At 63.5% G+C, this 24,308-nt stretch carries 24 protein-coding genes; 7 read left to right on the forward strand and 17 right to left on the reverse strand.

Annotated features, from left to right (window positions below; genetic code table 11):
* Positions 1-57: 57 nt before the first annotated feature.
* From glnT to LB515_RS07795, 10 genes are all read right to left on the reverse strand, one after another.
* Positions 58-1,365, reverse strand: coding sequence for a type III glutamate--ammonia ligase (gene glnT / locus LB515_RS07750; RefSeq protein WP_224707342.1), 1,308 nt, complete (start codon positions 1,363-1,365; stop codon positions 58-60).
* A 37-nt stretch (positions 1,366-1,402) separates the two neighbouring features.
* A complete protein-coding gene (locus LB515_RS07755; RefSeq protein ID WP_140544190.1) occupies positions 1,403-2,731 on the reverse strand; it encodes an FMN-binding glutamate synthase family protein in 1,329 nt (442 codons plus the stop codon).
* A 6-nt stretch (positions 2,732-2,737) separates the two neighbouring features.
* The gene (locus LB515_RS07760) at positions 2,738-3,484 is read right to left on the reverse strand and encodes a GXGXG domain-containing protein (protein ID WP_224707343.1); all 747 of its coding nucleotides are present in this window, start codon (positions 3,482-3,484) and stop codon (positions 2,738-2,740) included.
* A gap of 4 nt (positions 3,485-3,488) precedes the next feature.
* A complete protein-coding gene (locus LB515_RS07765; protein WP_140544186.1) occupies positions 3,489-4,385 on the reverse strand; it encodes a class II glutamine amidotransferase in 897 nt (298 codons plus the stop codon).
* Positions 4,386-4,471: 86 nt separating this feature from the next.
* Positions 4,472-4,801: a hypothetical protein gene (locus LB515_RS07770; protein ID WP_224638546.1), complete on the reverse strand. Its 330-nt coding sequence runs from the start codon at positions 4,799-4,801 to the stop codon at positions 4,472-4,474.
* Positions 4,798-5,487, reverse strand: coding sequence for a hypothetical protein (locus LB515_RS07775; RefSeq protein ID WP_224707345.1), 690 nt, complete (start codon positions 5,485-5,487; stop codon positions 4,798-4,800). Before LB515_RS07775 ends, LB515_RS07770 begins: the two co-directional genes overlap by 4 nt.
* 46 nt (positions 5,488-5,533) lie before the next feature.
* The gene (locus LB515_RS07780) at positions 5,534-6,940 is read right to left on the reverse strand and encodes an APC family permease (RefSeq protein WP_095768771.1); all 1,407 of its coding nucleotides are present in this window, start codon (positions 6,938-6,940) and stop codon (positions 5,534-5,536) included.
* 12 nt (positions 6,941-6,952) lie between these two features.
* The gene (locus LB515_RS07785) at positions 6,953-7,114 is read right to left on the reverse strand and encodes a hypothetical protein (RefSeq protein WP_095768770.1); all 162 of its coding nucleotides are present in this window, start codon (positions 7,112-7,114) and stop codon (positions 6,953-6,955) included.
* Between the two features lie 50 nt (positions 7,115-7,164).
* The gene (locus LB515_RS07790; RefSeq protein WP_095768769.1) at positions 7,165-7,542 is read right to left on the reverse strand and encodes a hypothetical protein; all 378 of its coding nucleotides are present in this window, start codon (positions 7,540-7,542) and stop codon (positions 7,165-7,167) included.
* An 11-nt stretch (positions 7,543-7,553) separates the two neighbouring features.
* Positions 7,554-7,841, reverse strand: a complete 288-nt coding sequence (locus LB515_RS07795) for a hypothetical protein (protein WP_095768768.1) — start codon at positions 7,839-7,841, stop codon at positions 7,554-7,556.
* 285 nt (positions 7,842-8,126) lie between these two features.
* On the opposite strand from LB515_RS07795, the gene LB515_RS07800 reads away from it, so the two are divergent.
* The 4 genes from LB515_RS07800 to LB515_RS07815 all read left to right on the forward strand — a co-directional run bounded on the left by LB515_RS07800 (position 8,127) and on the right by LB515_RS07815 (position 11,970).
* Positions 8,127-9,260 (forward strand): aminomethyltransferase family protein, encoded by a 1,134-nt coding sequence (locus LB515_RS07800; protein WP_224707346.1) that lies wholly within the window; start codon positions 8,127-8,129, stop codon positions 9,258-9,260.
* A 101-nt stretch (positions 9,261-9,361) separates the two neighbouring features.
* Complete coding sequence (locus tag LB515_RS07805) at positions 9,362-9,958, forward strand: dimethylamine monooxygenase subunit DmmA family protein (protein ID WP_224707347.1); 597 nt, start codon at positions 9,362-9,364, stop codon at positions 9,956-9,958.
* On the forward strand, positions 9,955-10,920 hold the full coding sequence (locus tag LB515_RS07810; protein ID WP_224707348.1) for a PDR/VanB family oxidoreductase: 966 nt from the start codon (positions 9,955-9,957) through the stop codon (positions 10,918-10,920). Before LB515_RS07805 ends, LB515_RS07810 begins: the two co-directional genes overlap by 4 nt.
* 9 nt (positions 10,921-10,929) lie before the next feature.
* Positions 10,930-11,970: a heme-dependent oxidative N-demethylase family protein gene (locus LB515_RS07815; protein WP_224707350.1), complete on the forward strand. Its 1,041-nt coding sequence runs from the start codon at positions 10,930-10,932 to the stop codon at positions 11,968-11,970.
* A gap of 144 nt (positions 11,971-12,114) precedes the next feature.
* Here LB515_RS07815 and LB515_RS07820 read toward each other — a convergent pair whose 3' ends face one another.
* Positions 12,115-12,837, reverse strand: a complete 723-nt coding sequence (locus tag LB515_RS07820) for a helix-turn-helix domain-containing protein (protein WP_095768763.1) — start codon at positions 12,835-12,837, stop codon at positions 12,115-12,117.
* A gap of 317 nt (positions 12,838-13,154) precedes the next feature.
* On the opposite strand from LB515_RS07820, the gene LB515_RS07825 reads away from it, so the two are divergent.
* Complete coding sequence (locus tag LB515_RS07825; RefSeq protein WP_140844220.1) at positions 13,155-14,513, forward strand: NAD(P)-binding domain-containing protein; 1,359 nt, start codon at positions 13,155-13,157, stop codon at positions 14,511-14,513.
* A 52-nt stretch (positions 14,514-14,565) separates the two neighbouring features.
* Here the strand turns inward: LB515_RS07825 and LB515_RS07830 are convergent, their stop codons facing one another.
* The 4 genes from LB515_RS07830 to LB515_RS07845 form a co-directional block, all read right to left on the reverse strand.
* The gene (locus LB515_RS07830) at positions 14,566-15,669 is read right to left on the reverse strand and encodes a mandelate racemase/muconate lactonizing enzyme family protein (RefSeq protein ID WP_224707351.1); all 1,104 of its coding nucleotides are present in this window, start codon (positions 15,667-15,669) and stop codon (positions 14,566-14,568) included.
* Between the two features lie 194 nt (positions 15,670-15,863).
* On the reverse strand, positions 15,864-17,012 hold the full coding sequence (locus LB515_RS07835; RefSeq protein WP_140844218.1) for an efflux RND transporter periplasmic adaptor subunit: 1,149 nt from the start codon (positions 17,010-17,012) through the stop codon (positions 15,864-15,866).
* A gap of 15 nt (positions 17,013-17,027) precedes the next feature.
* On the reverse strand, positions 17,028-20,225 hold the full coding sequence (locus LB515_RS07840; protein ID WP_224707352.1) for an efflux RND transporter permease subunit: 3,198 nt from the start codon (positions 20,223-20,225) through the stop codon (positions 17,028-17,030).
* A complete protein-coding gene (locus tag LB515_RS07845; RefSeq protein WP_095768759.1) occupies positions 20,219-20,455 on the reverse strand; it encodes a hypothetical protein in 237 nt (78 codons plus the stop codon). The genes LB515_RS07840 and LB515_RS07845 overlap by 7 nt, the downstream gene beginning before the upstream one ends.
* A 251-nt stretch (positions 20,456-20,706) precedes the next feature.
* Between LB515_RS07845 and LB515_RS07850 the strand changes: the two genes are divergently transcribed.
* A complete protein-coding gene (locus LB515_RS07850; RefSeq protein ID WP_140544202.1) occupies positions 20,707-21,288 on the forward strand; it encodes a TetR/AcrR family transcriptional regulator in 582 nt (193 codons plus the stop codon).
* A 54-nt stretch (positions 21,289-21,342) separates the two neighbouring features.
* Positions 21,343-22,116 (forward strand): class I SAM-dependent methyltransferase, encoded by a 774-nt coding sequence (locus tag LB515_RS07855; RefSeq protein WP_224707353.1) that lies wholly within the window; start codon positions 21,343-21,345, stop codon positions 22,114-22,116.
* Between the two features lie 290 nt (positions 22,117-22,406).
* On the opposite strand, the gene LB515_RS07860 is transcribed toward LB515_RS07855, so the two are convergent.
* Both LB515_RS07860 and LB515_RS07865 read right to left on the reverse strand, forming a co-directional pair.
* The gene (locus tag LB515_RS07860; RefSeq protein WP_224605393.1) at positions 22,407-23,429 is read right to left on the reverse strand and encodes a LacI family DNA-binding transcriptional regulator; all 1,023 of its coding nucleotides are present in this window, start codon (positions 23,427-23,429) and stop codon (positions 22,407-22,409) included.
* A gap of 87 nt (positions 23,430-23,516) precedes the next feature.
* Positions 23,517-24,308: an ATP-binding cassette domain-containing protein gene (locus LB515_RS07865; protein ID WP_224707354.1), complete on the reverse strand. Its 792-nt coding sequence runs from the start codon at positions 24,306-24,308 to the stop codon at positions 23,517-23,519.

Raw genomic sequence — 24,308 nt, forward strand, 5'->3', positions numbered from 1 at the left:
TGATGCCGAAAAGTGTGAAGCGGTTTTCGGACGACATCATGCTCCACTAAAGGACGGTCAAATATCCAGCGTGTGGTCGCGCTCCCACTGCGTGAAGTGGGAAGCATAGGAATTCCATTCCTGCTGCTTCAGCTTTAGATATGCCGACGAGAATTCCTCACCCAGCGCCGCCTTCAACGATTTGTCCTTGTCGAACTCGCGCAGCGCGTCGAGCAGGTTGAGCGGCAGTTTCGGCGCATCCGTCACCGTGTGGCCGAGCTGGTACATGTCGATGTCGTAGCGCTTGCCGGGATCGGCCTTCGAGCGGATGCCGTCGAGGCCGGCGGCGATGATGACGGCCTGCAGGAGGTAGGGATTGGCGGCGCCGTCCGGCAGGCGCAATTCGAAGCGGCCGGGTCCCGGTACGCGCACCATGTGCGTGCGGTTGTTGCCGGTCCAGGTCACCGTGTTCGGCGCCCAGGTCGCGCCCGAAATGGTGCGCGGCGCATTGATGCGCTTGTAGGAATTGACCGTCGGATTGGTGATAGCGGCAAGTGCCGAGGCATGCTTCATGATGCCGCCGAGGAAGTTCCTGCCCTTGGCGGACAGGCCGAGCTCTTCCGAATTGTCGGCAAAGACATTGGTCTTGCCGGTCTCGTCCCACACCGAGATGTGCGCATGGCAGCCATTGCCGGTCAGGCCTTGGAAGGGCTTGGGCATGAACGTCGCCCGCAGGCCATGCTTTTCGGCGATCGACTTGACCATGAACTTGAAGAAGGAGTGCTTGTCGGCGGTCGCCAGCGCGTGATCGAAGGTCCAGTTCATCTCGAACTGGCCGTTGGCGTCCTCATGGTCGTTCTGGTACGGGCCCCAGCCCAACGCCAGCATGTGGTCGCAGATCTCGGCGATGACGTCGTAGCGCCGCATCACCGCCTGCTGGTCGTAGCAGGGTTTCGAGGCTGTATCGTATTCGTCGGAGATCGCCTTGCCATCAGGCGAGATCAGGAAGAACTCGGCCTCGACGCCGGTCTTGACATGCATGCCGTCGCGGGCGGCTTCGTCGATCAGCCGCTTCAGCGTGTTGCGCGGCGCCTGGTTCACCTCCTTGTCGTCCATGATGCAGTTGGCGGCTACCCAGGCGACGTCCTTCTTCCACGGCAGTTGGATGACCGAAGCCGGATCCGGCACCGCCAGCATGTCGGGATGCGCCGGCGTCAGGTCGAGCCATGTGGCGAAGCCGGCAAATCCTGCACCGTCCTTCTCCATGTCGGCGATCGCCTGCGCCGGCACCAGCTTGGCACGCTGCCCGCTGAACAGGTCGGTGTAGGAGATCATGAAATATTTGACGCCGTTCTCCTTGGCGAATGCGGCGAGATCGTTCCCCATTATGTAGTTCCTCGCTTATGTATCTTGGAAGTTTGTCCTAGAAGCCGTTCTTTCCCGGTATCCAGTTGGTGCCGGCCAAAGGCACGCCGGCCATGGCGGCGGCTTCGATCGAGAGCGCGACGAGATCCTCGGGCTCGAGATTGTGCAGGCTGTTCTTGCCGCAGGCGCGTGCGATGGTCTGGGCTTCCAGCGTCATCACCTTGAGGTAGTTCGCCAGCCGCCGTCCGGCCGCGATCGGGTCGACCCGCTTCATCAATTCGGGGTCCTGCGTGGTGATGCCGGCGGGGTCGCGGCCCTCGTGCCAGTCGTCATAGGCGCCGGCCGTTGTGCCGAGCGCACTGTACTCCGCCTCCCAGCGGGGATCGTTGTCACCCAGCGCGACCAGTGCCGCCGTGCCGATCGAGACGGCGTCGACGCCCAGCGCCAGCGCCTTGGCGACATCGGCGCCGTTGCGGATGCCGCCCGAGACGATGAGCTGCACCTTGCGATGCATGCCGAGGTCTTGCAGCGCCTGTACCGCCGGCCGGATGCAGGCAAGCGTCGGCTGGCCGACATTCTCGATGAACACTTCCTGGGTGGCAGCGGTGCCGCCCTGCATGCCGTCGACCACGACGACATCGGCGCCGGCCTTCACCGCGAGCGCAGTGTCGTAGTAGGGCCGCGCCCCGCCGACCTTGACGTAGATCGGCTTTTCCCAGTCGGTGATCTCGCGCAGCTCGAGGATCTTGATCTCGAGATCGTCCGGTCCGGTCCAGTCGGGGTGGCGCGAAGCCGAGCGCTGGTCGATGCCCTTGGGCAGCGTGCGCATCTCGGCGACGCGGTCGGAGATCTTCTGTCCGAGCAGCATGCCGCCGCCGCCCGGCTTGGCGCCCTGGCCGACGACCACTTCGATGGCGTCGGCGCGGCGCAGGTCGCGCGGGTTCATGCCGTAGCGCGAGGGCAGGTACTGATAGACCAGCGTCTTGGAATGCCCGCGTTCTTCCTCGGTCATGCCGCCGTCACCGGTGGTGGTCGAGGTGCCGGAAAGCGTGGCGCCGCGCCCCAAGGCTTCCTTAGCCGGCCCGGACAGCGAGCCAAAGCTCATGCCGGCAATGGTGATCGGGATCTTAAGCTCGATCGGCTTCCTGGCGTGGCGCGAGCCGAGCACTACCGAGGTGTCGCAGCGCTCGCGATAGCCTTCGAGCGGATAGCGCGAGATCGAGGCGCCGAGGAACAGCAGGTCGTCGAAATGCGGCAGCTTGCGCTTGGCGCCGGCGCCGCGGATGTCATAGATGCCGGTCGCGGCCGCGCGGCGGATTTCGGAAAGCGTGTAATCGTCGAAGGTCGCGGATTTGCGCGGCGTCGTCGGCGGGTTGCGGTAGGTCATCTTGCCTCAATACGCGTCGGCGTTATCGATGTTGAAATTGTAGAGTTTGCGGGCCGAGCCGTAGCGCTTGAACTCCGAGGCCTTGACGCCGGTCACGCCGGCCTTGTCGAGCAGGGCCTGCAGCAATTCGATATGCTCGGGCCGCATCTCCTTGGCGATGCAGTCGGCGCCGAGGCTCTCCACCTTGCCGCGCACGAAGAGCCGCGCCTCGTAGATGGAATCGCCCAGCGCGTCGCCGGCGTCGCCCAGCACCACGAGGTTGCCGGACTGCGCCATGAAGGCCGACATGTGGCCGATATTGCCGTGCACGACGATGTCGATGCCTTTCATCGAAATGCCGCAGCGCGACGAGGCATTGCCTTCGATGACCAGCAAGCCGCCGCGGCCGGTGGCGCCGGCATACTGGCTGGCGTCGCCCTTGATGACGATCGAGCCCGACATCATGTTCTCGCCGACGCCGGGGCCGGCCGAGCCGTGCACGGTGATCGCCGCGCCGTCATTCATGCCGGCGCAGTAATAGCCGACGCTGCCGCGCACATCGATGGTGACCGGCTGATCGACGCCGACCGCCACCGAATGGCTGCCCTTGGGGTTGAGCACTTCCCAGGCGGTCTCGTTCGAGCCGGGCGTGAGCTGGTGCAGCGCCTGGTTCAACTCGCGCAGCGAATGCACGGACAGGTCAAAGACGCGTGATGCCTGACTGTGGGCATGGCCTGGCTCGCGCTCGGCCTTCGACATTGGGGTTGCCGGCATGAGCTCAATGCTCCCAGAAATAAACGGTTGCGGGCTCGGGCTCCCAGACCCGCGCATTGTCGATGCCGGGAAGCTTGGTCAGCGCACGATATTCGGAGCCGAAGGCGACATACTGGTCGGTCTCGGCCATCACGGCCGGCTTGCAGGCGATCGGATCGCGCACCACGCCGAAGCCGTTCTTGGTGCCGACGACGAAGGTGAAGAAGCCGTCGAGGTCGGAGAGCGTGCCTTCCAGCGCCTCGCCGAGATTCTTGCCATGCGCCATCCGGTTGGAGAGATAGGCAGCTGCCACCTCGGTGTCGTTCTCGGTCTCGAAGGTCATGCCGTCGCGGATCAGCTCGCGCCGCACATTGTTGTGGTTGGAGAGCGAGCCGTTATGCACCAGGCACTGGTCGGCGCCGGTCGAGAAAGGATGCGCGCCCATCGTCGTCACCGCCGATTCCGTCGCCATGCGGGTGTGGCCGATGCCGTGCGTGCCGGTCATCGCGCGTACGCCGAAGCGGTCGACGACGGCTTCGGGCAGGCCGACTTCCTTGTAGATCTCCACCGCCTCGCCGGCGCCCATGATGCGGATGTCGGGCCGGAGCGTCTGCAGCGCCTCGCGCGCGGCGTCGACCTTGTCCGGCGTGGTCCGGATCACCGCATGCGTGGACTTGACCGCGACGCTGACCGGCGCGCTGATCGCCTTGGCGAGCTCGGCGTCGAGGCCGCGGAAATCGCGATCGGGCTTCGGCGACTGCACGGTGATCTTGGCTTCATTGCCGGTGGCTGCGCCATAGATGGCGATGCCGGCACTGTCCGGGCCGCGGTCGCTGAGCGACACCAGCATCTCCGACAGCATGGCGCCGAGCTTCGGCTCCAGCGCCTTGTCTTTCAAGAAAAGTCCGACGATTCCGCACATGCCAGCCTCCAACGTTTTTTGGCTCTCAGATGATGTACCCAATGAGTAAGCCGAATTCAATTGGTATGAAAAAAATTTTCCTGTGATTACATATTAGACGGCGCATTGCCCTCGGCACTATCGCCGCCCGGACGCGCCTTGTGAACCCAGATCGCATGGCGGATGCGCGCGATCCTATAGGCGTCGAGGATCGAGAGGGCATAGATCAGGAAACCCCCGGCATGGCGGCCGATGAAGCCGGCGTCGACCGGCGCCAGCTTGGTGGTTATCCAGCCAAGGATCACCATGAAGAACAGGAATTGCAGACCGCGCGCCGGCACGCCGAGCATGACATGGCCGCTTGCCGGCAAGACGATCGCGGCGCCGAGCACGAGATAGGGATTCGCGGGAGCAGGGGTGGCGGCTTCGTCGCTCATGCGGCCCGCCTTTCGCGCCGGTTGATGGCTTGGCGAAGCGTCGAGGCTGCCTCGAGCAGCCGTTCGATCAAGGCCGGATCGATCCCGGCATCGCCGAACGCCGCCTGCCGGAACACGCCGTAGCGAGCGCGCTCGGCCTCGGCCAGCAGCCAGACGATGCGCACGCCCTTCGGCGTTATCAGCAATTCCTTGGCGCGGCTTTCGGCAAAGATGTCTGTATGCGCGGCGATCAGATCCTGCGGGAAGGCGACGCCTCTGCGGTCCGTCCTGAGCGCCGCGTCGACGGGAAGGCCGAGCACCTTCGGCAGCGTGTGCGGCAGATGGTCGAAATTGGAGAATGTCGTCGCCGAATTCGGCCGCATCATCATGTCGAACGTGCCCGGCACCGCAACCGGCTCGGTGATCGAAACGCTGAGCCAGCGCGTCGGCAGCTTTCGCGTCGCCAGCGTGTCGACGATGGTCCGCAGCTGAACGCGCTGACCATTCCAGGAACCGGCCCAGGTGACGACACCGGCCGTGCCGTCGGAAATGTCGGCGGCGTCCGCAACGACGCTGCGGACGCTCGCCATATCGGCGGCCAAGGCCGTCTTCGCCCTGTTGCGGCCGGCGCGCGCCAGCCAGACAATATGAGCGGCGACGCCCAGTGAGATCGCCCCGGTAAGCAATACTGACGTCAGCTCGGACATTTCGATACGCCACGGCCCGCCATCGAACGGCGGGCCCTTACTCCACTCAATAACCCTGCGGCTTCGGCCACGGCATGGAGAACTGGTCGCCGCGCCGCACGAACTTGTAGCGGTAGAAGTGGAACCATAGCGAGATCAGGAAATAGAATACGGTCATCGCGATCAACTGAGAGCCGAAGCCGAGGAAGATGGCGAAGAAAGTCACCATGCACAGGCAGAACAGCACGATCGCCGGCAGTGGGTGGAAGGGGTGCGTGTAGCCGCGGCGGATCGAACCCAGCGGCCACTTCTTGCGGAACATCATGATGTTGATGCTCATGAAGGTGTATTGCAGCACGCCCGACAGGATCGAGAAGGTGATCGCCTGGTTGAGATCAGCGATGAAGGCGAAGGCCAGCGCGATCGGCAGCAGGAAGAGGATCGAGCGATAGGGCGTGCGATATTTCGGATGCACTGCCGAGAACCAGCTCGGCAGGTAGCGGTCGCGGCCGAGCGAGAACCAGGCGCGCGCCGCGTCGTTGATGCAGCCATTGGCCGAGGCGAGCGCTGCCAGCAGCGTCGCGATGAAGAGCAGGTTTTCCAGCAGCGGGCTGCCCGTCAGCTTGCCGGCGTCCCACAGCGGATAATAGGTGATGCCGAGATATTCCCAGGGCATCAGCGAGGCGCAGACATACCAGGTCATCGCGGCGGCGATCAGAAGCGTGATCATGCCGGCCATGGTGCCGTAAGGCAGCGAGCGCGCCGGCGAGCGCACTTCCTCGGCTGCCTGCGTCGTGCCCTCTATGCCGAGATAATACCAGATGCCGAATTGGAAGGCGGCAATGACGCCGATCCAGCCATAGGGCAGGGCGTTGCCGGGGGTGACCAGCTCGTTGAGCTTCAGCACCGCGCCTTGCGTCCAAGGGCTGACGGAGAAGAACAGGATGACGATCGAGACATAGGCGATCGCGGTGATGACGAAGTTGACGTTGAGCGTCATCAGCACGCCGCGATAGTTGAGCCAGGCGAGCACGACGATGGTGGCGGCGATGAAGGAGTTGTGCGTCAGCCCCTCGACGCCGGCCTTGGCGACGATGGTGTCGCCGAGCAGGATCGCGTCCGACACTTCCAGCATGGTGTAGGCGAACACCAGGAACAGTGCGACGTTGAAGGCCATCAGCGGCCCGACGATATGCTTGGCCTGAGCATACTGGCCGCCGGCGGCGGCGACGGTGGACGTCACCTCCGAATCGATCATGGCAACCGAGGTGTAGAGCAGTCCGACGACCCAGCAGACGATCAGCGCGGCGAGCGCGCCGCCCTTGTCGGCGGAGAAATTCCAGCCGGTGAACTCGCCGACCAGCACGATGCCGACGCCCAGCGCCCACACATGCGCCGGGCCGAGCACCCGAAGCAGCGAGACCCTGTCGCCGTGGATTGTCGTCGTTTGTGCCGTTTCAACCGCAGCCGTCATGTCAGTCCCCACTCAGATCCGGTGTTTTTCGGAAACGGCTTCAAGCTCGCCTTCACGGGAAGACGTCAAAGTCTCCTCGGAATAGGTCGTATCGACCTTGAACCAGTCGTAGAGCATCCACGCCGCAAGCACGACCGAGATGCCCCAGCAAACGTAAGACAGTCCCATCCACATGATGTCTTCCCCGGTCTCTTTGTCGTCGAAAGTCTCTTTGTCGTCGAAGTCTATTTGTCGTCGAACTTCTCGTTGATGACCTCGCGATATTCCTTATCGGAGGCGCGGAACAGGAAGACGAAATACGCGATCAGGACGATCGCCATGATGATCAGCGTCGGCCAGTCGATGATGTAGTGGAAGCGGTTCTGGATGATGTCGTGCGCCGTCTCCGGCGTGTAGCCCAGCTTCTCCCAGATCGAGGCCATGGTCGCGTTCTGGCCGAGCGCGTCCCAGGTCTTGGCATCGAGCGGGTCGATCGACTTCGCCGCCCCGGCAAAGCCGAGTTTCAGCGGCAGCCAGAGCGCCACGAAGATTGCGACCACCACGACCGCGATGTCGAGGATCTGTCCGGCCTTGCTCTGCTCCGGCGGGGTATAGCGAGCCATGGTTTCTCCCTTCACGATTGGCGGTTGCGGGCGGCGTCGGCGTTCTTGATGTCGAGCCCGTAGATGAAGTCCTTGTCTTCCTTGTAGTGGTTGAGCATGGCGAGGATCGCGGCGGTGTTGAAGATCAGCACCGCGGCGGCTGCAACCGCCACCACGAGCTTGATGCCGCTATGCGGAATGTATGGCCATGTCATCAGGAGGACGAAGAGGATCGTTGCCCATAGGCACACGATCAGGAGCACGGACCCACGCACGTCGGAACGGTACAGCGCTTCGATGCGCTGCTGCATGTCGGACATCGGTTTTCCCCTTCTGGTGACGTCCGGCCACACAACAGACCGGGCGTCCACTCTTTCAACAGAGTGAAATTTTTTTCATAAATTCCGCTCGATTCCCGAAATTGTCAAGCCGGATTTACGCATCGTAAACCGTTTGTCACTGGGCAGGAAATTTGCCTGACAATGAAATTATTTGCTTCAAGGGGATTGCAGGGCTTCGCCGTTTGCGGTCAATATTCGACCAAGCTCCGCCACCAAGCAGGAGCAGGGAACAGCAACGACTTAAATCGCACGGAGGACGATCGGATGACGGCATCCTGGAGATTCTCGACCCTGGCGGATCGCCATCGCGCGCTCGGCTCGAAACTCGAGGACTGGAGCGGCATGGGCACCGCCTGGACCTACGACAAGGACGCCGACGAGGAATATGTCGCGATCCGCACCAAGGCCGGGCTGATGGACGTCTCCGGCCTGAAGAAGGTTCATATCACCGGGCCGCACGCCTCGCATCTCATCGACCTCGCCACGACGCGCGACGTCGAAAAGATCTATCCCGGCAAGTCGGCCTATGCCTGCATGCTGAACGAGGCCGGCAAATTCACCGACGACTGCATCCTCTACCGCATCAGCCCGAACTCGTGGATGGTCGTGCACGGCTCCGGCACCGGCCATGAGGAGCTGCAGCGGGCGGCCATGGGCCGCGATGTCTCGCTGCGCTTCGATGACAATCTGCACGACCTGTCGCTGCAAGGCCCGACCGCGGTCGACTATCTCGCCAAGCATGTGCCGGGCATTCGCGACCTCAACTATTTCCATCACATGCAGACGCAGCTCTTCGGCTTTCCGGTGATGATCTCGCGCACCGGCTACACCGGCGAGCGCGGCTACGAGATCTTCTGTCGCGGCCAGGATGCCGGCACGATCTGGGACAGGATCCTCGAGGAGGGCAAGAGCGCCGGCATCATTCCGTGCCGCTTCACCACGCTCGACATGCTGCGCGTCGAGAGCTACCTGCTCTTCTACCCCTACGACAATTCGCAGAAATATCCATTCGAGAACGAAGGTCCCGGCGACACGCTGTGGGAGCTTGGCCTCGATTTCACTGTCAGTCCCGGCAAGACCGGCTTCCGCGGCGCCGAAGAGCATTATCGGCTGAAGGGCAAGGAACGCTTCAAGATCTATGGCGTGCTGCTCGACGGCAAGGAGCCGGCGGACGAGGGCGCGCCCGTCTACCGCGACGGCAAAAAGGTCGGCGTGGTGACCTGTGCCATGTATTCGCCGCTGGTCGAGAAGTCGATGGGCATCGCCCGTCTCGACGTCGACTGCGCGGTCAAGGACACCAGGCTCGAGATTCGCAACCGGAGCGGCTCCATCAAAGCGACGGCGCAGCCCTTGCCGTTTGACGATCCGAAGAAGACCAAGCGCACCGCCAAGGGTTGAGGCATCATCAGCGGGGAGGGGTTTTAAGGCACTAGAGCACGATCCCGAAAAGTGGGAACCGGTTTTCGGAAAAGACTATCCTCCAACTGATCTAAGGAAGAATGGCAGCCAAGACGATCATCAGCCGGCCCGTTTACGGAACGCTCTCTCCGCAGCCCGGCAAGCATCATCTCTTCATCGCCGACGCGGAAGGCGCGCTCGCGATAACCAACATGGCCGGCAAGGCGCCGTCCGGCTTTTTCGACGGCGCGGAAATCGTCTTTATTCCGGGGCCTGAGGGCAAGCACGTGGCTTCTCTCGAAGCGCTGAAGCCCGCGCTACTCCATATTGCGCCTTCCTTTGCCAGCCTCCTGCCGCGGCTCAAGCAGACGCTGACCAACGCCCATATGGGGCTGCGCCTCTATCTTGCCGGCACCGAAGGCCTGATCGGCCAGGCCATGCAGGTGGCGCTCGAAGCCGGCATCGACCATACTTCGATCGAGACCGAGCATCGCGGCTCGCTGGCGCGCCGCGTGCAATGCGTGCACTGCAAGGGCATCACCGAGAATGTGACGACGCAGCCGGCGCTCTGCTCGCATTGCGGCCTGCTGCTTCTGGTGCGCGATCACTATTCGCGGCGTCTCGCCGCGTTCCAGGGCGTGTGCATCAACGCCGAGGATCGCTCAGAGAGTCCTCCGATCGAGGAGGTCTTCCGATGAGCACCGGCACCACCAAGCTCGACGTCGTCGTCAGCCACGTCGTCCCGGTCAACGATCTCGTGACCCGTTTCCATTTCCGCCGTCGCGACGGCGAGCTGCTGCCGACTTTTTCCGGCGGCGCCCATGTCGTGGTCGAGATGCGTGACGGCGACCGCACCAGGCTCAACCCCTATTCGCTGATGGGCTCGCCGCTTGACACGCGCGAATACACGATCTCGGTGCGCCGAGACGATGCCGGCCGCGGCGGCTCGCTGTTCATGCACCGGCAGGTCAAGCCCGGGCTGGAGATGGTGATCAGCTATCCGGTCAATCTGTTCTCGCTGGATCTGCGGGCGAAGAAGCACCTGATGCTGGCCGGCGGCATCGGCATCACGCCGTTCATGGCGCAGACGTCGCAGCTGGCGGGCGCCGGCGGCAATTTCGAATTGCATTACACTTGCCGCACCGCTTCGCTGGGCACCTATGCCGATGTGCTGCAGCAGCGCTATGGCAACCGGGTCAGGCTCTATCACGACGACCGCGAGGAGCGCATCGACCTCGATCGGCTCTTGTCCTCGCAGCCGCTCGGCACGCATCTCTATGTCTGCGGCCCGGCCGGCATGATCAACTGGGTGCGCGATCGCGCGGCTAGCCTCGGATGGCCGCCGGAGACCGTGCATTTCGAGCATTTCGCGGCCCCGCAGCCTGGCGCGCCGTTCGACGTGACCTTGGCCGTCAGCGGCAAGACGATTCGCGTCGGCGAGCAGCAGAGCCTGCTCGAGGCGATCGAAGCCGCCGGCGTCGACCCGCCTTATCTCTGCCGCGGCGGCGTTTGCGGCCAGTGCGAGACCAATGTGATTTCCTCCGACGGCAAGTTCATCCACAACGATCACTGGCTGAGCGAGGAAGACCACCGTTCCGGCTGCAAGATCATGCCTTGCGTCTCGCGTTTCGAGGGCAAGTCGCTGGTCCTGGAAAGATAGGAGGCGTCAATGGGCATCACCTTTCGCAAGGAAACGTTTCGCGACGATTTCACCTTCAGGAACAGCCCGGAGCACATCAGGCGCTTTCCCTTCCCGTTCAACGAAGATGCCTACATGTATGCGGTCAACATCGAGCCGCATGTCGTCGGGCCCAAGGGCAGCGTGCTCGAGAACCTGATCGACGTCGACGAGCACTATGTCGCCGAGATGCAAGACCGCGCGCTTGTTCTGGCCGAGGATCCGCTGCGCTGCCAGTCGCTGCCGCATATGACGCTCGCGGGCTGGGACCTGCTCGAGCTTCTGATGGAGCAGCAGGCGCTCGGCTATCCCGAGCATTTCACACTGGAGCGAAACGGCGATCGCTGGCGCTGGATCAACCGGCCGCTCGGCATCGACGACACCTTCACCTTCGGCGACACCTCGACGCTGCCCTACGGGCCGATGGAGTACATCACCCGCCAGAGCCAGGGCGATTTCTGCATTCTCGACCAGCGCGACGGCAATCTGTGGATGGATGCCGGCATGGTCACCACCCAGGCCGACTGGTCGCTCGACTTCGACATCGGCATGAACTTCTTCGAATGGCACGCGCCGGTGCCGCTGGCGCATGAGAAGGGCATTTTCACCCGCGCGCTGAAGTTCCTCACCAACATCCAGCAGGGCAAGCCGGCAAGGCGTCTCAACTGGACGATGACCATCAATCCGCGCCTCGACACCAGTCCCGAGAATTATCACAAATGGGGCCCGGACCGCGCCACGGTCACGCCCGAAAATGTCGGCCAGAAGGTGCATCTGCGCGTCGAGCTGCAAAGCTTCTGGCGGCTGCCGCGTTCAAACGCCATCGTCTTCCCGATCCGTTGCTATCTGATCAAGATGGATGAGCTGGTCACGCAGCCGAAATGGGCGCGGCGCCTGCACCGCGTCATCCGCGACCTGCCGGAAGAGCTCGCTACCTATAAGGGCCTGACCCGATATAGGCCGACGCTGGTGGAATGGCTGTCGAAGCTCGACGACGGCAGCCCGACGTCACCAGGATTCGGGCCGGATTGAAGACTGGTTCCTCGCCCCCGCAAGGCGGGGGAGAGGTGTCCGCGAAGCGGACGGAGAGGGGGCCTTCGTATGGCGCTCCCCTCTCCGTCTCGGCTTCGCCGAGCCACCTCTCCCCACTTTCGTGGGGCGAGGAACTAGAACGTCTCACCCCGCGCTGTTTTGCGGATAGCAGATGATCGACAGATACCGCATCGGAAGCCGCGTCAGCTCTTCCGGTCCATGCGGCGCATCGGCGTCGAAGAACAGGCTGTCGCCCGGCTTCATCGGATAGAGGTTGTTGCCGTGCCGGTAAACGACCTCGCCTTCGAGCATGTAGAGGAACTCCATGCCCGCATGCTGGAAGGTCGGGAACACGTCCGAATTCTCGGTCAGCGTGATGAGGTAGGGCTCGACGACGACGCCGCTGGTGTTGGCGCCGATATGTCCGAGCAGGTTGTACTGGTGGCCGGCGCGGGTGCCGCGGCGCTCGACATCGACGCCTTCACCGGCCTTGACGAAGACGGCGCTGTGCTCTTCCTCGAAACGCCGGAAGAAGGCGGTCACCGGAACGCCCAGCGCCCGCGACAGCGCCTGCAATGTCGTCAGCGATGGCGAGGTGATGCCGTTTTCGATCTTCGACAGCATGCCGAGCGAAATGTCGGTGGCGGTGGCGAGATCGGCGACGGTGATGCCGAGCTTTTTGCGGAACGCGCGCACCTCATGGCCGATCGCCACTTCCAGCACTTTCTCGCGCGTGTCGCGGATGGCGTGCGGATTTTGCGTCAGCGGCGCGCGTATCGTGCGCCCGGCCGCCGAAACGCGCTTTAGCGGTGCCTTGCCCTTCGCTGCCGCATCGGTGGACCTGGTGCCGGAATTCTTGTTCGCCATGTCGCCCCCGACTCTCGCGGATTTATTTCACTCAAGGTGAACATATTCGGTGGCGATACAAGAGCGCAACCGCGACAGCAAGCCGCTGGCGGTTGCAGGGCGCGCCTGCTTCAACGTGACGCCGCCGCCTTTGTGCGCAAAAACCGTTTCACGCAAACGCCGCCGCCGCAGATGTTTGTTGACAGCACCAAAGACCCAATTACTGTCACTGTCAGTGAAATTTGTTTCGTGGGAGCAATTCCAGGAAAAGTGTCGAACGGTTTTCCGCCCGGAATTGCGTCAAGAAAAAAGTCGAAATCAAAAGGAGGAGGCCCGCAATGAAATCTCGTGTCGCCGTCATCGGAGCCGGACCGTCAGGCCTGGCCCAGCTAAGGGCCTTCAAGTCGGCCGCCGACAAGGGCGCCGAGATCCCGGAAATCGTCTGCTTCGAGAAGCAGAGCGACTGGGGAGGCCTATGGAACTACACCTGGCGCACCGGCCTCGACGAGCATGGCGACCCGGTGCACGGCTCGATGTACCGCTATCTCTGGTCGAACGGCCCAAAGGAATGCCTCGAATTCGCCGACTACACCTTCGAGGAACATTTTGGCCGGCCGATCGCTTCCTATCCGCCGCGGGCCGTGCTGTGGGACTACATCAAGGGCCGCGTCGAGAAATCCGGCCTGCGCGAATGGGTGCGCTTCAACAGCCCGGTGCGCATGGTGACCTATTCCGACGAGACCGAGAAGTTCACCGTCACCGCACATGATCGCACCAACGACGTGACCTACTCGGAGGAATTCGACAACGTCGTGGTCGCTTCAGGCCATTTCTCGGTGCCCAACGTGCCGTTCTTCGAAGGTTTTCCCACCTTCAACGGCCGCATCCTGCACAGCCACGATTTCCGCGACGCCATGGAATTCAAGGGCAAGGACATCTTGATCATCGGGCGTTCCTATTCGGCCGAGGATATCGGTTCGCAATGCTACAAATACGGCGCCAAATCGATCACCTCCAGCTACCGCTCCAAGCCGATGGGTTTCAAATGGCCGGAGAACTGGAAGGAGGTGCCGCTGCTGCAGAAGGTCGTCGGCAAGACGGCGCATTTCAAGGACGGCACGACCAAGGACGTCGATGCCATCATCCTGTGCACCGGCTATCTGCATTCCTTCCCCTTCCTTACCGACGACCTCAAGCTCAAGACCGCCAACCGGATGTGGCCGCTCGATCTCTATGAAGGCGTCGTCTGGGAGAAGAACCCGAAGCTTTTCTACATCGGCATGCAGGACCAGTTCTACACCTTCAACATGTTCGACGCGCAGGCCTGGTACGCGCGCGACGTGATGCTTGGCCGCATCAAGCTGCCCTCCGCCGAGGCGATGGCCGAGCACAGCGCCAAGTGGCGTGCCCGGGAAGAGACCCTCGAAGACGCCGAGCAGATGATCTGGTTCCAGGGCGACTACACCAAGGAGCTGATGGACCAGACCGACTATCCGGGCTTCGACGTCGAGGCGGTCAACCGCACCTTCATGGAGTGGGAGCACCACAAGATGGAAAACATCATGACCTTCCGCGACAACGCCTACCGCTCGCTGATGACCGGCACCATGTCGCCGCTCCATCATACGCCCTGGCTGCAGGCTCTGGACGATTCCATGGAAAGCTATCTCGAGGTGAAGGGCGTGGCGGCCGAGTAGCACGGCGCGCTGGCGCCAACGTTCTCAGACTCGACCCGCCTGATCTTCATCTTCAGCCGATCTCGAAGAACGGCTTACCGAGCAGGCCAGGGTCCACGTCGATGCCAAGGCCGGGTCCGTCGGGAACGCCCATATGGCTGCCGGTCACCGGCGGTGCGTTCCTGGCCGTACGCACTGTCACCCATTCGTGGAAGGCGATGGCGTGCAGCCGGCGCTCCTGCGGCGTCGACAGCGACAGATGCGCCATGGCCGCTGTGTCGATCTCGGCGCCGCCGGTGTCCTCGACCGTGATCATGAAGCCGAGATCGACCGCGACGTCGCGGATCAGGCGGGTTTGCGTTACGCCGCCCAGTCGCGAGATCTTCAGCGTCAGCCCGTCGGCGGCGCCGCGGCGGTGGATCTCCAGCATCTCGCCCAGCGAGGTGACGGATTCGTCCAGCACCATCGGCTTGTCGAGCATGCGGCGCACCGACATGTTCTCCTCGATCGTCGTGCATGGCTGCTCGAACGTGTAGTCGATGCCGCGCGTGGCGTCGGCGAACTGGCGCGCCTGGTAAGGCGTCCAGCCGGCATTGGCGTCGCAGAAGATCACCGTGCCCTTCGGCACGGCGGCGGCCACTGCCGAGACCCGCTCGATGTCGTCGCGCACATTGCCGCCGACCTTGACCTGCAGGCGCCGGCAGCCTTCGGCGATGATCCTTTTGGCAAGCGCCGCCATCTGATCGAGCGTGCCGTGGGTGACGACCCGGTAGGTCTCCGCCATGTCGCTCTCGCGGCCGCCAAGCATGGTCACCAGCGGCACGCCGGCGGCGCGGGCGGCAAGATCCCAGCACGCCATGTCGAGCGCCGACTTGATGTAGGGGTGGCCCTTGAATACCGTGTCCATCAGCCGGCCGATGCCGGCAAGGCCGCGTGGATCCTGGCCGATGAGATGCGGCGCGATCTCCGGCACGCCCGCGCGTGTGCCTGCGGGAAACGCGGCCGAGTAGAAATTGCCGAGCGGCGCCATCTCGCCCCAGCCGGTGTCGCCTCTGTCCGACGTGATGGCGACGATCACCGCGTCGAAGCAGTCGGCGATCCGCCCCTTGGACATGCGGTAGGGTCCGTCCACGAAGGGCTGCACGACATGATAGGCCTTGATGCTCTTGATCTTCACGTTTGTGTCCGTTGCAGGTCAGGTCATATTCCGGTGAACCGGCTGCAAGACAATCAGGTTGTCGACAATCCAACAAGGGACCGTCCGTAGAAGATTGTTCCTTTCGGCGTCGGAATTGCCTGACCCCAAATAGTAAACGGCGCCCTCGACGTGGGTATCGAGGGCGCCGTCGGACCGGAAACTGATGGGGGTTATCAGCTGGCCGGTTTCGGTTGCGGCAAGGGAGAAACCGGCATTCCGGGTCCGATCTTCTGCAAATTGCCCGTGATCACCTGGTCGGTCTCCGAGATGCCGGAGGTCACGGAAATCAGGTCGCCGTCGGTGGGCCCAAGCGACACCAGCTTCTGGTCGACGGTGTTGCCCTTGCCGATGACATAGAGGTATTTGCCGAGCTGGCTGGAACCCAGCGCCACCTGCGGCACCATCAGCGTGTTGGGCTGTTCCTTCACATGCAGCCGCACCCGTACATACTGTCCAGGCAACAGCGTGAACTTGGCGTTGCCGATGGTGGCGCGCGCCGTGATCGTGCCGGTCGAATGGTCGATCGTGTTGTCGATGAAGGTCAGCTCGCCCTTCTGGCTGGGCTGGGTCTCGCCGGGCAACAGCACGTCGACGGCGATCGGACCGGCGGCCTTCGCCTGCTCGATCTGCACCAGATCGCTCTCGCTCGGATTGAAGGTCACGTAGATTGGATCGAGCTGCACCAGCGTGTTGAGCACTGTGCCGGCGACACTGACCAGCGTGCCGACCGAAGCCTGGTTGCGGCCGATGCGGCCCGAGAAGGGCGCCTTGATCTCGGCATAGCCGAGATTGAGCTCGGCCGTCCGCACCGCCGCCTGGTCGACGGCAAGGGCGGCCTGGGCCGCGCGCAGATTGCTGGTGCGCTGGTCGAAGCTGTCCTTGTCGAGATAGCCGGCCTTGGCGAGGTCGGTGCCGCGGCCGAGATTGGATTTTGCATATTCGAGCGTCGCGCTATCGCGCTGCACCTGCGCCTTCGCCTGGTCGAGCGCGGCCTGATAGTCGTCGGGCGCGATACGGTAGAGCAGGTCGCCCTGCTTGACGTCGCTGCCGTCGGCAGCCGTCTGCTCCTGCAGATAGCCCGGCACACGCGCCTGCAGCGTGATACTGCGGATCGACTCCACCCGCGCGGCGTAGTCGAGATAGATCGGCAGCGTCTTCTTCACGACATTCACCACCGGCACCGGCATCACGAAGGCCGCCGGCGCTGGCGCAGCACCCGCTGCGCCACCGCTCAAATTGCCCATGTCGAGAAAGTGCACGCTGGCCACCGAGATCGCGCCGAGCGCGACGGCCGTTCCCAAAGCGATTTTCCATCTACGCATAATTGATCTCCAATCTTATTCGGCCGCCTGCGCGAGCGGCTGAAGCGCTGGCTCGGCGGTCGGTTCAATTTCGTCTTGCTGAGGCGCATCGTCGCGCGCCTTGGCAGGTTCCCTTTCGCCACGTTCGCGCAACTGCTCGATCACGGCGTAGAAGACAGGCACGAAGACCAGCGACAGGATCGTCGCCGCCACCATGCCGCCGAAGACGGTGGTGCCGATCGATTGCCGGCTGGCTGCACCGGCGCCCGTCGCGAACATCAGCGGCAGCACGCCGAGGATGAAGGCGAAGGCGGTCATCAGGATCGGCCGCAGTCTCAGCCTCGCGGCTTCCATCGCCGCTTCGACGATGGTGAGGCCCTCCTCGCGCCGGCGTCTGGCGAACTCGACGATCAGGATCGCGTTCTTCGCCGCCAGGCCGATCAGCATGACGAAGCCGATCTGCGAGTAGACGTCGATCTGCATGCCGCGCAGCATCAGCACGATGAAGGCGCCGAACAAAGCGAGCGGCACGGCCAGCAGCACCATGAAAGGCATCGCCCAGCTTTCATACTGCGCCGCCAGGATCAGGAACACGAAGACGATCGCCAGCCCGAACACGACAGAGGCGATCGATCCGGCCTTGAGCTCCTGGAAAGTGATGCCGGTCCATTCGTAGCCGAAGTCGCGCGGCAGCACATTCGCCGCCGCCCGCTCCATGGCCGCCACCGCCTGTCCGGACGAGAAGCCGGGGGCAGCGCCGCCATTGATCAGGGCCGAGGCGTTGTTGTTGTAATGCGGCACGGTCTCCGGCCCGACGATCGGCACCAGTCTGCCCAGCGTGCTCAGCGGCACCATGCCGCCCGACGCGTTGCGCACATAGAGCCGCGAGATGTCGGTCGCGTCGCCGCGCGCGTCCTTGTCTGCCTGGATGGTCACGCGGAAGGTGCGGCCAAACAGGTTGAAGTCGTTGACGTAGAGCGAGCCGAGATAGATCTGCAGCGTGTTGAAGACGTCCGGCAGGTTGAGGCCGAGCAGCTTCGCCTTGCTGCGGTCGAGGTCGTAGTTGAACTGCGGCGTCGAGGTCGAGAAGGATGAGAACAGCTGCTGCGGGTTGAGCTCCGGCTGCTTGCGCGCCTCGGCAAGCAGCGCCTGCGTGACGTCATTCAGCGCCGCACTGCCGCGCCCGGATAAATCCTCGACCTGGAACTCGAAGCCGCCGGTGGTGCCGATGCCCGGGATCGACGGCGGATCGAAGGAGAGCGCGAACGCATCCGGCATCTGCAGAAGCTTGCCGCGCACCTGCTCGACCAGTTTCGAGGCGCTCTGGTCAGGACCGCGTTCGTCCCATGGTTTCAGGATCGCGAACTCCACCGCCGAATTCGACTGCGCGGCGCTGGTCAGGAAGTTCAGGCCGCTGATCGAGCCGACGATGTCGACGCCAGGCGTCGATTGCAGGATGTCGCGCGCCTTCTGCGCCACCGCGTCGGTGCGTTCGAGCGAAGCGCCGTCGGGCAGCTGGATGACGACGAAGAAATAGCCCTGGTCTTCCACGGGAAGGAAGGTCGAAGGCAGTTTCTGCCAGACGAAATAGGTGGCGACGAGGCCGGCCGCGAACAGGCCAAGCATGATCCAGCGCAGCTTGATCAGAATGCGCACCCCATGCGCATAGGCATGCGACAGCCAGTCGAAGCCGGCGTTGAACCAGCGGAACAGCACGAACTGCGTCTCGCCGCGATGGCGCAGGAATGCAGCGCTCAGCGCCGGCGAGAGCGTCAGCGAGTTGAAGGCGGAGATGCCGACGGAGATCGCCACGGTCAGCGCGAACTGGTTGTAGAGCCGGCCCGAGACGCCCGGGATGAAGGCAACGGGAACGAACACCGCCATCAGCACCGCCGTGGTGGCGATGATCGGACCGGTCACCTCGGCCATCGCCGCGCGCGTAGCGGCCAGCGGCTTGAGTCCTGCCTCGAGCTGACGTTCGACATTCTCGACCACGACGATCGCGTCGTCGACGACGAGGCCGATCGCCAGCACCATGCCGAGCAGCGAGAGCATGTTGAGCGAAAAGCCCAGCATGTACATCACCGCCAGCGTCGCGATCAGCGAGACGGGAATGGCGATGGTCGGGATGATGGTGGTGCGCCAGCTCTGGAGGAAGATGAACACCACCGCGACCACCAGCACCAGCGCTTCGCCGAGCGTGATCAGCACGTCGTGCATCGAGGCCGACACGAAACGCGTCGTGTCGTAATGCATGGCGTAGCTGACGCCCTTCGGGAAGCGCTTCGACAGCTCCTGCATTTTGTCCTTGACCCGCTGCTGCAGGTCGAGGGCGTTGGAGCCCGGCATCTGGTAGACGGCCAAAACCACGGTCGGGTCCTTGCCGAAGAAGGCGGAGGAAGAATATTGCAGCGCGCCGAGCTCGATGCGGGCGACGTCGCGCAGCCGCACAAGCGAGCCGTTCTGCGAATTGGCGCGCACCACGATGTCGCCGAATTCCTTCGGGTCGCTAAGGCGGCCCACCGCATTGACCTGCATCTCGAAGGCGGTGCCGGCCGGCGCTGGCGACTGGCCGATCTTGCCGGCCGCCACCTGCACGTTCTGTTCGGCGATGGCGTTCTGCACGTCGACAGCGGTGATGCCAAGATTGGCAAGCTTGTCCGGATCGAGCCAGACGCGCATCGAATAGCGGCGCTCGCCGAAGATCTGCACGTCGCCGACGCCCGGCAGGCGCTTCAGCGGGTCGACCACCTGCAGATAGGCGAGGTTGCTCAGCGCCACCGGATCGACCGAGCCGTCCGGCGAGGTCAGGTCGACGATCAGCACGAAATTGGGGTTCTGCTTCTTGATCGTCACGCCGCCCTGGTTGACAATGGCCGGCAGGGAGGATGCCGCTTGGCTGACGCGGTTCTGCACGTCGACCGCCGCCGTGCTCAGCGGATAGCCGACGTCGAAGGTGATGGTGATGGTGGACGAGCCGTCATTCGAGCTCGTCGACGACATGTAGGTCATGCCTTGCACGCCGTTGATCTGCTGCTCGAGCGGGGTGGTGACCGTATCGGCCACGACCTGGGCGCTGGCGCCCGGATAGTGCGCGCTGACCACGACCTGCGGGGGCGTGATGTCGGGAAACTGCGAGACGGGCAAGAGGAAATAGGCGATCGCACCGGCGAGCACCATGATGATGGCGATCGCCGACGCGAAGATAGGGCGGTGGATGAAGAAGTTCACCATGATGCGGACGCCTCGCCGAACGGGTTTGCGAAATGGCGCAGGCGCCGGGCCCGGCCGGAGCCGGAATCCTGCAGGAAGGATGGCGGGATGTTGCCCGGCGCCTGGTCAGCCGCGCGCTGGCGCAGCATCCGTTCGAAGGCTTTGGGGTCGATCCCGTCCGCCTTCATCACCAGCCGGATCATCGGATCCCGGATGGCTTCGTCGATCGTCAGGTCTTTGCGCTTTTGCATAGGAGTGGCTCCTTGCTCGGTCCGCATCGCTTGATCACGAACCGCTTTTTCTCGTTCTTCACCGGCCAAAGCCGCATGACAGGCAGGTTTTGCGTCCTATCTCACTCTGGCAGGGCTATCGGAGGGCCTTGTCGTTTGACGGCGAGTGATATAGGTGTTACCAGTAAGTAACATGCTGGAAGTTACAGACCGGTAACACCCTAGTCAAGAGGTGGCGACGGTTTTTTTGGAAACGACGAAAGGAGAGCATGATGACTGACGGCGTTGCGGAGCGTTCCCGTCCCCGGGACCGAATCCTGGAGACGGCGCAGGACATGTTCCACAAGCACGGCATCAAGGGTGTGGGCGTCGACGCCATCACCGAGGCTGCCGGCACCAACAAGATGACGCTTTACCGTCACTTCGAGTCCAAGGACGAATTGATCGTCGAATGCCTGCGCGCAACGGCGGCAAAGGCTTCGAGGATCTGGGACGAATTCGAGGCCAAGCATCCCGGCGATAAGCTCGCCCAGCTGCATGCTTGGGTGCAAAAGGCTTCGGAACTGCTCAGCGCCGACAGCCGCGGCTGCGATATGGCCAATGCCGCCGTCGAGCTCACCGAGACCGATCACCCGGCAAGGCGCGTCATCAAGGAACTGAAGGAGGCCCAGCGCGAAAAGCTGGTCGCGCTTTGCCGCGATGCCGGCATCGGCCAGGCCGAGCTTCTCGCCGACACGCTGTCGCTGCTGCTCGAAGGCGCGCGCGTCTCGATGCAGAGCGTCGGCGCCGAAGGTCCGAGCGCGCAATTCGTGCGCATGGCCGAAAGCCTGATCGCCTCGTTCCGGGCGCGCTGATCTCTTCGCCTCGTCCTGATTCTGTTATGCTGTTCCGGAAACGGGCGCTAGACGATGGGTCAGGCAAGTTTTCCGGAGATGTATGAGCGCTGGCTCGTGGGTCCTCTCTTCCGCCCCTGGGCCGAAGTGACCTTCGAAGACCTGAAGCTGTCTCCAGGCCATCGTGTGTTGGACATCGCCTGCGGCACGGGAATAGTTGCCCGGGTTGCCAGGGAACGGCTCGGTGCCGCCGGATATGTCCTCGGCATCGACATCAACGCAGATATGCTTGCTGTCGCGCGCACCGTGGCGCCAGACATCGATTGGCGCGTAGGCAATGCCGGTGCACTGCCCCTCCATGACGGAGAGCAGTTCGATTTGATCGTCTGTCAACAAGGGCTGCAGTTCTTTCCCGATAAGTCCGCTGCGGCGGCGGAAATGCGGCGAGCACTGGCGCAGGGCGGCCGGCTGGCCGTTGCCACGTGGCGCCCCGATGAGGAAATCCCCTTCTTTCGGGATCTCCGCCGCGTCGCCGAGCGCCTCCTCGGCCCAGTGGTGGACCTGCGCCACAGCTTTGGGAATGCGGCGCCGATCGAGGTGCTGCTCCGGGACGCCGGCTTCCACGACGTCCGATCAAGGACAATATCGCGCAGGATACGCTTTGAGGACGGGGCGCCTCTCCTGCGGTTGAACACGATGGCCCTGGTCGGCATGAGCGCCGCCGGCAAGGCAATGGCCGATCAGGAACGCAAGCACGTCGTGGAGGACATCATGAGCGGGAGCGCGCCCGTGCTGCAGTCTTATGCGGATGGATCGGGGGTCGCTTTCGAACTCGCTCCAATCTGGTGACGGCGAAAGGCTAGGCGCGTATCTGGTCAGCATTAGGTAGCTTCGCCTCCGCCTTTGGCACGCAAAGAAAAAGCCCGCTGCCGGGAGGAGGTGGCAGCGGGCTCGATTTCGAATACGGCACGGGAGGAGGTGTACCGCACTCAGCGTCGGCATCACATCTGGGAGGAGGAGACGGCCGACACCCAGATAAATACGAGGTGCCTAACGATTCGGCAATTGCGAAACCTGCATAGCTGCTGTGCAGAATTGCGGGATCAATCGTCAGACAAATAAGCGAGCGGCGCTCCGCGCTACTGCGCCGGGACGTTTTCCTTGAAGATCAGCCGCGGCTCGATGAATTTCTTCGTCAGGTATGGCGCCGACGAGGCAATGGAGCCGAGCAGGCGGATCACCGACTGCTCCGCGATCAGCCGCGCATTCTGGTCGATGACGACGTCGGCAAGATCGTCGACGAGATAGCGGCGCGTTTCCCTGGTCAGGTCGTGGCAGATGAAGACCGGCTTCAAACGCGGCTTGACGTCGAGCAACGCCTTGGCCACGCCGGAGCGTCCGGCGCCGACGCAATAGATGCCGAGCAGATCCGTTTCGTCGTGCAGCGCCTTGACGGTCGCGCGGTAGCTGGCGTCCGGGTCGTCGTTGCTTTCGGCCGCGCTTGAGACCGTGAGGTCGGGAAATTCTTCGGCGAGCACCGAACGAAAGCCCATCTCGCGCTCCTCGTGGCCGCGATAGGAGCGCGAGCCGACCACCATCGCCAGATGTCCCCTACGGCCGCCGAGGAAGCGGCCCATCAGCAGCGCCGCCGTGCGGCCCGCCACCCGGTTGTCGATGCCGACATAGGCCGAGCGCGGTGCCGCTGGCACATCCGAGATCAGCGTGACCAGCCTGATCCCGGCATCGACCAGCTCGCGCAGGATGTTGCGCGTGCGCGGATGGTCGACGGCGATCACGCCGACGCCGTTGGCCTTGAGCGACAGGTTCTCCACGGCACTCTGCAGCGTGCCCGGCGAAATGCCGGGAAGGTTATGGATGCGGCAGGAAGCGACCAGCGGCAGGCGCGCGGCATACTCCTCGATGTGATGGGCGAGATCGGCCATGAAGGCATTGGATCCGATCGGCAGGAAGAATTCGAGATGCGCCGGCTTCGACGGCAGTACGACCTGATCGAGCGTCGGCAGATAGCCGAGCTGCTTGGCCGCCTCCAGCACGCGCTGCCGGTTGGCAGCGCTTGCACCCGGGCGGTTGTTGAGCACCCGGTCGACGGTCGCGGTCGACAGGCCGCAGCTCCGGGCGATATCGGCTACGGTGGCTTTCATGGGTCCAGTCATAGGCGCTGATGCAATCCTGTGCCAGCGGCGGGCGTGAAGCGGCTGCCGGCCGCCGATCCGCCGGCCGGTCAGCTGTCAGCCATGCTGCGGACCGTCGGCGATGGCGTCGCGGATTTCCTTGTCCGACATGCCGGTGATGACGCGCTCGACCTCTGCGACCGTGGTCTTCTTCGGATCGATGTCGTCGGCCACCACCTTGCCCCGGCGCATCACCACGATGCGGTCGACCACCTGGAAGACGTGGTGGATGTTGTGCGCGATGAAGATGCAGGAATGGCCGGAATCGCGGGCGCTGCGCACAAAGCTCAAGACCCCTTGAGTCTCGGCGACGCCGAGATTGTTGGTCGGTTCGTCGAGGATGATGAGATCGCTGTCGAAATGCATGGCGCGCGCGATCGCCACCGCTTGGCGCTCGCCGCCCGACAGCGAGCCGATCGGTGTTGTCGGCGGGATGTTCTTGGTGATGCCGACCTGCTTGAGCAGGTCGCGCGCTACCGTGTTCATTGCGTCCTGGTCCATGCGGTTCAGGAAGCGCGGCGCCTTGATCGGCTCGCGCCCGAGGAACAGGTTGCGCGCGATCGACAGCTGCGTGACCAGCGCCGAATCCTGGTAGATCGTCTCGATGCCGTGGGCAATGGCATCGCTGGTGCTGCGCAGCGTGACCTTCTTACCGCGGATGAAGATGTCGCCGCTGGTCAGCGGCACGGCGCCTGACAGCACCTTGATCAGCGTCGACTTGCCGGCGCCGTTGTCGCCGAGCAGGCCGACGATCTCCTTTTCATTGACGTGGAAATTGGCGTCCACCAGCGCCTGCACGCGCCCGTAGGACTTGCGGATGTTTTCCATGCGGATCAGAGGTTCGGCCAT

The organism is Mesorhizobium sp. CA15 (genome assembly GCF_020165215.1).
Taxonomy (GTDB): Bacteria; Pseudomonadota; Alphaproteobacteria; order Rhizobiales; family Rhizobiaceae; genus Mesorhizobium.

Coding starts and splice junctions, on each gene's coding strand:
- glnT (WP_224707342.1), bottom strand. CDS start 1,365: ATGGGGAACGATCTCGCCGCATTCGCCAAGGAGAACGGCGTCAAATAT.
- LB515_RS07755 (WP_140544190.1), bottom strand. CDS start 2,731: ATGACCTACCGCAACCCGCCGACGACGCCGCGCAAATCCGCGACCTTC.
- LB515_RS07760 (WP_224707343.1), bottom strand. CDS start 3,484: ATGCCGGCAACCCCAATGTCGAAGGCCGAGCGCGAGCCAGGCCATGCC.
- LB515_RS07765 (WP_140544186.1), bottom strand. CDS start 4,385: ATGTGCGGAATCGTCGGACTTTTCTTGAAAGACAAGGCGCTGGAGCCG.
- LB515_RS07770 (WP_224638546.1), bottom strand. CDS start 4,801: ATGAGCGACGAAGCCGCCACCCCTGCTCCCGCGAATCCCTATCTCGTG.
- LB515_RS07775 (WP_224707345.1), bottom strand. CDS start 5,487: ATGTCCGAGCTGACGTCAGTATTGCTTACCGGGGCGATCTCACTGGGC.
- LB515_RS07780 (WP_095768771.1), bottom strand. CDS start 6,940: ATGACGGCTGCGGTTGAAACGGCACAAACGACGACAATCCACGGCGAC.
- LB515_RS07785 (WP_095768770.1), bottom strand. CDS start 7,114: ATGTGGATGGGACTGTCTTACGTTTGCTGGGGCATCTCGGTCGTGCTT.
- LB515_RS07790 (WP_095768769.1), bottom strand. CDS start 7,542: ATGGCTCGCTATACCCCGCCGGAGCAGAGCAAGGCCGGACAGATCCTC.
- LB515_RS07795 (WP_095768768.1), bottom strand. CDS start 7,841: ATGTCCGACATGCAGCAGCGCATCGAAGCGCTGTACCGTTCCGACGTG.
- LB515_RS07800 (WP_224707346.1), top strand. CDS start 8,127: ATGACGGCATCCTGGAGATTCTCGACCCTGGCGGATCGCCATCGCGCG.
- LB515_RS07805 (WP_224707347.1), top strand. CDS start 9,362: ATGGCAGCCAAGACGATCATCAGCCGGCCCGTTTACGGAACGCTCTCT.
- LB515_RS07810 (WP_224707348.1), top strand. CDS start 9,955: ATGAGCACCGGCACCACCAAGCTCGACGTCGTCGTCAGCCACGTCGTC.
- LB515_RS07815 (WP_224707350.1), top strand. CDS start 10,930: ATGGGCATCACCTTTCGCAAGGAAACGTTTCGCGACGATTTCACCTTC.
- LB515_RS07820 (WP_095768763.1), bottom strand. CDS start 12,837: ATGGCGAACAAGAATTCCGGCACCAGGTCCACCGATGCGGCAGCGAAG.
- LB515_RS07825 (WP_140844220.1), top strand. CDS start 13,155: ATGAAATCTCGTGTCGCCGTCATCGGAGCCGGACCGTCAGGCCTGGCC.
- LB515_RS07835 (WP_140844218.1), bottom strand. CDS start 17,012: ATGCGTAGATGGAAAATCGCTTTGGGAACGGCCGTCGCGCTCGGCGCG.
- LB515_RS07840 (WP_224707352.1), bottom strand. CDS start 20,225: ATGGTGAACTTCTTCATCCACCGCCCTATCTTCGCGTCGGCGATCGCC.
- LB515_RS07845 (WP_095768759.1), bottom strand. CDS start 20,455: ATGCAAAAGCGCAAAGACCTGACGATCGACGAAGCCATCCGGGATCCG.
- LB515_RS07850 (WP_140544202.1), top strand. CDS start 20,707: ATGACTGACGGCGTTGCGGAGCGTTCCCGTCCCCGGGACCGAATCCTG.
- LB515_RS07855 (WP_224707353.1), top strand. CDS start 21,343: ATGGGTCAGGCAAGTTTTCCGGAGATGTATGAGCGCTGGCTCGTGGGT.
- LB515_RS07860 (WP_224605393.1), bottom strand. CDS start 23,429: ATGAAAGCCACCGTAGCCGATATCGCCCGGAGCTGCGGCCTGTCGACC.
- LB515_RS07865 (WP_224707354.1), bottom strand. CDS start 24,308: ATGGCCGAACCTCTGATCCGCATGGAAAACATCCGCAAGTCCTACGGG.